Origin of the sequence: Rathayibacter sp. AY1F8 (assembly GCF_002932165.1) — a bacterium.
Taxonomy (GTDB): Bacteria; Actinomycetota; Actinomycetes; order Actinomycetales; family Microbacteriaceae; genus Rathayibacter.
In genome coordinates this window covers 20,955-28,575 of the sequence record NZ_PSVB01000030.1, presented here as the reverse complement: position 1 = coordinate 28,575, position 7,621 = coordinate 20,955, and the positions used below count along the sequence as shown (strand labels likewise).

The window sequence follows — 7,621 nt, the reverse complement described above, 5'->3', positions numbered from 1 at the left end:
GCCTCCCTCCTGCGCGGAGCGGGCCAGGGCAGCTACGTGATCGACCGCGTCGTCGAGGAGGGCGGGCTCGGCCACGCGGAGGTAGCTGTCGACGGTCTCGTCGCCGCGGGGCGACCAGGAGATCACGAGCAGGCCGCCCTCCTCGACGACGCGGTCGATCACGTAGCTGCCCTGGCCCGCTCCGCGCAGGAGGGAGGCCGGGATCACCGTCTCGCGCTCGCCGACGGGGGCGATCACGACGCCGCGCTCGTGGAGGCGCAGCACAGCGTTGCCGCGGAAGCCGAGCCCCGGCAGCACGACGCGCTCGAGCGGCTGCTCGAAGCGGGTCGTGGCCACGTACGGGAGGTCGACGCGCTCGACCTCGGCGCCCAGCGAGGACGCGGGCACGGGCTCCGGCGCGAGGGCGGCCGAGCGGCGGCGCCGCGCGCGCCAGGAGAGCAGCATGCCGACGAAGACGAGGACGACGACCGCGGCGATGACGATCGTGATCGCGGCCCTATCCACGGGAGGCCTTCGCGGAGGCGGCGACGACCGCCGCGTCGACGAGCTCGCCGTCCAGCACGGTCGGGAAGCCCCGGTGGAGGGTGGCGACGACGCGGCCCGGCAGCTCGCGACCGAGGTACGGGGAGTTGCCGCTGCGGCCGCGCAGGTCCTCGACGGAGAAGCGGCGTCGCGCCTCCGGGTCGTAGAGCACGACGTTCGCGGCGGCCCCGACGGCGAGGCCGCGGTCGTAGCCGTCGAGCCGGCCGATGCGGGCGGGGGCGGAGGAGAGCACGCGCGCGACGTCGGACCAGCTCATCCGCCCGTCCTCGACGACGGCGGCGTGCACCACGCTCAGCGCGCTCTCGAGGCCGACCATGCCGAACGCCGCGGCGTCCCACTCGCAGTCCTTCGCCTCGACCGGGTGCGGCGCGTGGTCGGTGGCGACGATGTCGATGGTGCCGTCGGCGAGGGCCTCGCGGAGGGCGAGCACGTCCTCGTCGCGGCGCAGCGGCGGGTTCACCTTGAAGCGGGCGTCGTAGCTCGGCCCGTCCTGGCCGGCGACGGCCTGCTCGGTGAGGAGCAGGTGGTGGGGGGTGACCTCGGCGGTCACGTCGATCCCCCGGGCCTTCGCCCAGCGGATGACGTCGACCGAGCCCGCGGTCGAGACGTGGCAGACGTGCAGGCGGGAGCCCACGTGCTCGGCGAGGAGCACGTCGCGGGCGATGATCGCCTCCTCGGCCACGGCGGGCCAGCCCTGCAGGCCGAGGGCGCTGGAGACGGCGCCCTCGTTCATCTGCGCGCCGACGGTGAGCCGCGGCTCCTGCGCGTGCTGGGCGACGACTCCGTCGAACGCCTTGACGTACTCGAGAGCGCGGCGCATCAGCAGCGCGTCCGAGACGCACTTCCCGTCGTCCGAGAAGACCCGCACGGCCGCGCGGCTGCGGGCCATCGCGCCGAGCTCGGCGAGCGACTCCCCCGCCAGACCCACGGTCACCGCGCCGATCGGGCGGACCGTCGCGTAGCCGGCGTCCTCGCCCAGGCTCTGCACCTGCTCGACCACGCCCGCGGTGTCCTGCACCGGCGAGGTGTTCGCCATCGCGAAGACGGCGGTGAAGCCTCCGGCGGCCGCAGCTCGCGTGCCGGTGAGGATCGTCTCGCTCTGCTCGAACCCCGGCTCGCGCAGGTGGGTGTGCAGGTCGACCAGGCCGGGCAGCGCCAGCATGCCGTCGGCGTCGATCACGCGGGCCCCGCGCGAGTCGAGGTCGGCGCCGATCTCGACGATCACGCCCCCGTCGATCAGCAGGTCGGCGGTCGACTCGTCGGCGAGCGTCGCCCCCGAGATCAGGATCCGCTCCGGCGCCGTGCTCTGAAGCGGCTGGGCAGTGCTCATCAGTGGACCTCCCGTTCGCCGGACAGCAGCAGGTAGAGCGCGGCCATCCGGACGGACACTCCGTTCGTGACCTGTTCGAGCACCGTGGAGCGGCTCGAATCGGCGGCCGCCGAGGAGATCTCGACGCCCCTGTTCATGGGTCCGGGGTGCATGACGATGGTATCGGGACCCAGCCGGGCGAGCCGCTCGTCGTCGAGGCCCCAGATCCGCGCGTACTCCCGGCCGTTGGGGAAGAACCCGCTCGACATCCGCTCGAGCTGGATGCGCAGGAGCATCACGACGTCGGGGAGCCCGGTGTCGATCGCCTCGTCCAGATCGAAGCGGATGGTCGCGGGCCAGTCGCGCGTGTCGACCGGCACGAGGGTCGGCGGTGCGACCAGGGTCACCTCGGCGCCCAGCGCCGTCAGCAGCCAGACGTTCGAGCGCGCCACCCGCGAGTGCAGGACGTCGCCCACGATCGTGACCGCGACGCCGTCGAGGCTCTTGCCGCGGGACGCGGAGGCGCCGTGCAGGCGCCGGCGGATGGTGAACGCGTCCAGGAGCGCCTGGGTCGGGTGCTCGTGGGTCCCGTCACCGGCGTTGAGGATCGACGCGTCGATCCAGCCGCTCGCCGCCAGAACCGCGGGGGCTCCGGAGGCGCTGTGGCGGATGACCACGCCGTCGGCGCCCATCGCGGCGAGCGTCTGCGCGGTGTCCTTCAGGCTCTCGCCCTTGGAGACGCTGGAGCCCTTCGCGCTGAAGTTGATGACGTCGGCCGAGAGCCGCTTCGCCGCCGCCTCGAACGAGATCCGCGTGCGGGTGGAGTCCTCGAAGAAGAGATTGACCACGGTCTTCCCGCGCAGGGTCGGCAGCTTCTTGACCTCGCGGTTCTGCACGTCCGCCATGTCCTCGGCGATGTCGAGGAGTGCGATCGCGCTCGCGCGGTCGAGGTCCCGGGTCGAGAGCAGGTGCTTCACGGAGCCGTCTCCTCGCCGGTGGCCTGCGACTCGATCGCGACCAGGTCCTCACCGTCCGTCTCGACGAGCCGGACGTTGATCCGCTCGCTCAGGCTGCTCGGCAGGTTCTTGCCGACGAAGTCCGCCCGGATCGGGAGCTCGCGGTGTCCGCGGTCGACCAGCGCGGCCAGCCGCACGGCTCGCGGACGGCCGATGTCGCTGAGGGCGTCCAGGGCGGCGCGGATGGTGCGGCCCGAGAAGAGGACGTCGTCGACGAGGACCACGGTCCGGCCGTCGATGCTCGCGGGGACGGCGGTGCGCGCGGGGGTGCGGACCGGGTGCCGGGAGAGGTCGTCGCGGTACATGGTCACGTCGAGGGAGCCGGCGAAGACGGGGGGACCGTCCGGCTCGATCCGCGCGATCGTCTCGGCGATGCGCCTCGCGAGGGCGACGCCGCGCGTCGGGATGCCGAGGACGACCAGCGACTCGGGGCCGCGGTTCGACTCGAGGATCTCGTGGGCGATGCGCGTGAGCGCTCGCGTGATGTCAGCGCCGTTGAGCACGATTCGTGCCGTCACACCGACCTCCTTCCCCGCCTCACAGGACGGCTGTTAAAGGAAAAGCCGTGTCGAGTATAGGGGCCGTCACGCGGCCCGCCGGACGGGCAGCCCGGGAACGACTTCGGCCCGCCCGATCACGGGGATCCGGCGGGCCGAGCAGGTCTCCGGGGCGGGTCAGGCCGTCGTGCGGGACTCCGCGACGGAGGCGAGGAGCCCGTTGATGAAGCCCGCCGAGTCGTCGGTCGACAGCGACGTGGCGGCCTCGACGGCCTCCGAGATGGCGACGCCGTCGGGCACCGCGTCGTTGTGCAGGATCTCCCACACCCCGATCCGGAGGATCGCGCGGTCGACCAGCGGCATGCGCGAGAGTGTCCAGCCCTGGGCGAGCCGGGCGATCAGCTCGTCGATCTCGTCGGCGTGGTCGATGACCCCGTCGACGATCTCGCGGGCGTAGAGCCACGAGGCCTCACGGGCTGGCTCGTTCGCCGCTCGCTCGGCCTCGGCGCGCAGCGACTGGGCGAAGCTGATCTGCCGGACGTCGGCGTTGTAGAGGATGTCGAGGGCGCGCTTGCGCGCCTTCGTGCGAGCACTCACGGGAGGCCCGGCTCAGCTGACGCGGCCGAGGTAGTCGCCCGTGCGGGTGTCGACCTTGACCTTCGTGCCCTGCTCGAGGAAGAGCGGGACCTGGATCTGGTAGCCGGTCTCGACCGTCGCGGGCTTGGTGCCGCCGGTCGAGCGGTCGCCCTGGAGGCCCGGCTCCGTGTAGGTGATCTCGAGGACGACCGAGGCGGGGAGGTCGATGTAGAGCGGGTCGCCGTCGTGCAGGGCGAGGGTCACGTTCTGGTTCTCGAGCATGAAGTTCGCCGCGTCGCCGACGACCGCCTCGGGGACGGTGATCTGGTCGTAGTCGCTGGTGTCCATGAACACGAAGTCCGCGCCGTCTCGGTAGAGGTACTGGAAGTCGCGGCGGTCAACGTTGGCCGTGTCGATCTTGGCGCCCGCGTTGAAGGTCTTGTCGACGACCTTGCCCGTGAGGACGTTCTTCATCTTGGTGCGGACGAAGGCGCCGCCCTTGCCCGGCTTGACGTGCTGGAAGTCGATGACGTTCCAGAGCTGGCCGTCGATGCTGAGGACGGTGCCGTTCTTGATGTCGGTGGTAGAGGCCATGCGAAGGGGGATCCGTTTCGGTGGAAGTCTGCGCCGGCGAGCCCGGTACGCGGGCGCGGCGATATCGGCCGGTCCGGCTGACCCGTCGAGTGTAGTCGACGCGGCCCCGTCGGCAGAGGAGTCTGGACGCCGCGTGCGAATCGCCCCAACGGCGCCGCCCGGGCTCAGCCGAGTCGGACCTACGATCCGATCTCCTGGTACGCCGCGAACAGCAGCGACGTCTCCGGCCCCTGCAGGATGCTCGGGCGGGCGATGTCGTCGAGGACCACGAAGCGGAGCATGCCCGCACGGGTCTTCTTGTCGCGCTGCATCGCGGCGAGGAGCGTCTCCCACCGTCCGAGCGGGTAGCTCGTCGGCAGGGTCAGCGACTCGAGGACCCGGCGCTGGCGGTCCACGACCGCGTCGCTGAGCGATCCGGTCAGGCGCGAGAGCTCGGCCGCGAACATCATCCCGACGGAGACGGCCGCGCCGTGGCGCCACTGGTAGCGCTCGGCGTGCTCGACCGCGTGCCCGAGGGTGTGCCCGTAGTTCAGGATCTCGCGCAGGCCCTTCTCGGTGAAGTCCTCGCCGACGACCCGCGCCTTGATCCCGATCGACAGTTCGACCAGGCTGCGGAACTCCTCCGACGTCGGGTCCGTGGCCAGGTCGATGTCGGACTCGATGATGTCGAGGATGCGCGGCTCGGCGATCATCCCGTACTTCACGATCTCGCCGAAGCCGGCCAGGATCTCGTTGCGCGGGAGGCTGGTCAGCACGTCGAGGTCGGCGACGACCGCCCGCGGCGCGTGGAAGGCGCCGACGAGGTTCTTGCCCTCGGCCGTGTTGATGCCGGTCTTCCCCCCGACGGCCGCGTCGACCATCCCGAGCACGGTGGTCGGCACCTGCACCAGGTCGACCCCGCGGAGCCAGGTGGCGGCGACGAAGCCGGCCAGGTCGGTGATCGCGCCGCCGCCGAAGCCGACGACCACATCCGTGCGGGTGAAGTCCGACTGCCCCATCACCTGCCAGCAGAAGGCCGCCACCTCCACGCGCTTCGCGGCCTCGGCGTCCGGGACCTCGGCGAGCAGCACCTCGTAGCGCTCGAGCAGGCTCTCGCGGATCTCGGCGGCGAGGACCGCGAGGGTCGGCGGGTGCACGATGAGCACCTTCGCGGCCCGGGGGCCGATCGCGTCGGCGAGGCCGTCGAGGAGTCCGCGCCCGACGTGGATGTCGTAGCCGTTCTCTCCGGCGACGGGGATGGCGGTGGTGCCGTCGTTCATGACTGTCTTCCGCTCGGGCGGCTCGTGGCCGCCGGGTCCGATGGTGCAGGGGTGGCGGAGGGGCGCTGCGCGCGCACCCACTCCGCGATCTCGGCGGCGATCAGGGTGATCGGCCGCCGGGAGGTGTCGACCACGGTGTCCGCGAGGGACTCGTAGACCGGGCGCCGCTCGTCGAAGATGCGGACCCAGTCGCCGACCCCGCCGCGCACCAGCGGGCGGGAGCCGGAGCCGAGCCGGTCGCGGACGGCCTCGGCCGTGGTGGTGAGGAGCACGACGGGCACGTCCGCGAGGTCGGCGCGCGTCGCGGGATCGAGCACCGCTCCCCCGCCGAGGCTCAGCACCACGTCGCGACGGACGGCGCGCTCGACGACACGGCGCTCCTCCCGGCGGAAGGCCGGCTCGCCGTGGGCGTCGAAGTAGGGGGCGATCGGGCCGTGGGTGCGCACGAACTCCGCGTCGGAGTCGACGAACCCGGCGCTCAGCGCCTTCGCGACCCGCTTGCCGATCGTCGTCTTGCCGGCGCCCATCGGGCCGATCAGGACGAGGCGGGCGCGGGCCGCGCCGGTATCGTGACCCGCCATCAGCGGGCCGCCGAGGACGCGGCCATCAGGCGAGCCCGAGACCCGGGTCGCTCGCGGCGGCCGTGCGGAGCTCGTCGGGGATGGCGGCGAGGTAGCCCTGCAGGTTGCGGCGGGTCTCGGTGACGCTGTCGCCGCCGAACTTCTCGAGCACGGCGTTCGCGAGCACCAGGGCGACCATCGCCTCCGCGACGACACCGGACGCCGGCACCGCGCAGACGTCGGAGCGCTGGTGGTGAGCGCCGGTCGCCTCGCCGGTGGCGACGTCGACGGTGCGCAGCGCGTGCGGCACGGTCGCGATCGGCTTCATGCCGGCGCGGACCCGCAGCACGGTCCCCGTGCTCATCCCGCCCTCGGTGCCGCCGGCCCGGTCGCTGGACCGGGAGATGCCGGCGGCGGACTGGAAGAGCTCGTCGTGCGCCTCCGAGCCGCGGCGGGTGGTGGTGAGGAAGCCGTCGCCGACCTCGACGCCCTTGATCGCCTGGATCCCCATCAGGGCCGCCGCGAGCTGGGAGTCGAGACGACGGTCCCAGTGCACGTAGGACCCGAGTCCGGGCGGGAGACCGTACGCGAGGACCTCGACCACGCCGCCGAGAGTGTCGCCGTCGTCGTGGGCGCGGTCCACCTCGGCGACCATGAGGGCGCTGGTCGCGGCATCGTGGCAGCGCAGCGGATCCGCGTCCAGGGCGGCGACGTCGGCCGGGCCGGGCAGCGGCGAGCCCTCGGGCACGCGGACCGGCCCGATGGCGAGGGTGTGGCTGACGAGCGAGACGCCGAGCTCGCCGAGGAAGCGGCGGGCGACGGCGCCGAGGGCGACGCGGGCCGCGGTCTCGCGGGCGGAGGCGCGCTCGAGCACGTTGCGGGACTCGGGGAAGCCGTACTTCTGCATCCCGACGAGGTCGGCGTGGCCCGGGCGGGGCCGGGTGAGCGCGGCGCCGCGGCCCTTGGGCAGGCTCTCGGGGTCACGGGGCTCCGCCGACATGACGTCGACCCAGCGCGGCCACTCCGTGTTGCCGATGCGCAGGGCGATGGGGCTGCCCATCGTCGCTCCGTGCCGGACGCCGGAGGAGATCGTCAGCTCGTCCTGCTCGAAGTTCATCCGGGCTCCGCGGCCGTAGCCGAGCTTCCGGCGCGCCAGATCGGCGCGGATGTCATCGAGGGAGACGGGGACGCCCGCCGGCAGTCCTTCGAGGACGGCGACGAGTTCGGGACCGTGGGATTCCCCGGCCGTGAGCCAACGGAGCATCCT

Annotated in this window: 9 protein-coding genes; all 9 read right to left on the bottom strand. The window is 72.7% G+C overall.

The annotated features are described in order from the left end of the window. A partial coding sequence (locus tag C5C35_RS15555) for a hypothetical protein (RefSeq protein WP_104263533.1) occupies positions 1-504 on the bottom strand: 504 nt, incomplete at its 3' end. Continuing rightward, positions 497-1,873 (bottom strand): dihydroorotase, encoded by a 1,377-nt coding sequence (locus tag C5C35_RS15550; RefSeq protein ID WP_104263532.1) that lies wholly within the window; start codon positions 1,871-1,873, stop codon positions 497-499. The genes C5C35_RS15555 and C5C35_RS15550, both read right to left, overlap by 8 nt. Next, positions 1,873-2,829 carry an aspartate carbamoyltransferase catalytic subunit gene (locus C5C35_RS15545; RefSeq protein ID WP_104224749.1) on the bottom strand — a complete coding sequence of 319 codons (957 nt, stop codon included), beginning with the start codon at positions 2,827-2,829 and terminating at the stop codon, positions 1,873-1,875. Before C5C35_RS15545 ends, C5C35_RS15550 begins: the two co-directional genes overlap by 1 nt. After that, a complete protein-coding gene (gene pyrR / locus C5C35_RS15540; protein WP_104224750.1) occupies positions 2,826-3,386 on the bottom strand; it encodes a bifunctional pyr operon transcriptional regulator/uracil phosphoribosyltransferase PyrR in 561 nt (186 codons plus the stop codon). The genes C5C35_RS15545 and pyrR overlap by 4 nt, the downstream gene beginning before the upstream one ends. Positions 3,387-3,542: 156 nt before the next feature. Beyond that, positions 3,543-3,962: a transcription antitermination factor NusB gene (gene nusB, locus C5C35_RS15535; protein WP_104224751.1), complete on the bottom strand. Its 420-nt coding sequence runs from the start codon at positions 3,960-3,962 to the stop codon at positions 3,543-3,545. A 12-nt stretch (positions 3,963-3,974) separates the two neighbouring features. Next, complete coding sequence (gene efp / locus C5C35_RS15530) at positions 3,975-4,535, bottom strand: elongation factor P (RefSeq protein ID WP_068210208.1); 561 nt, start codon at positions 4,533-4,535, stop codon at positions 3,975-3,977. A gap of 179 nt (positions 4,536-4,714) precedes the next feature. Beyond that, a complete protein-coding gene (aroB, locus tag C5C35_RS15525; protein WP_104224752.1) occupies positions 4,715-5,794 on the bottom strand; it encodes a 3-dehydroquinate synthase in 1,080 nt (359 codons plus the stop codon). Then, positions 5,791-6,375 (bottom strand): shikimate kinase, encoded by a 585-nt coding sequence (locus C5C35_RS15520; protein WP_104225325.1) that lies wholly within the window; start codon positions 6,373-6,375, stop codon positions 5,791-5,793. Before C5C35_RS15520 ends, aroB begins: the two co-directional genes overlap by 4 nt. 25 nt (positions 6,376-6,400) lie before the next feature. After that, the gene (gene aroC, locus C5C35_RS15515) at positions 6,401-7,618 is read right to left on the bottom strand and encodes a chorismate synthase (protein WP_104263531.1); all 1,218 of its coding nucleotides are present in this window, start codon (positions 7,616-7,618) and stop codon (positions 6,401-6,403) included. Between the last annotated feature and the right edge of the window lie 3 nt (positions 7,619-7,621).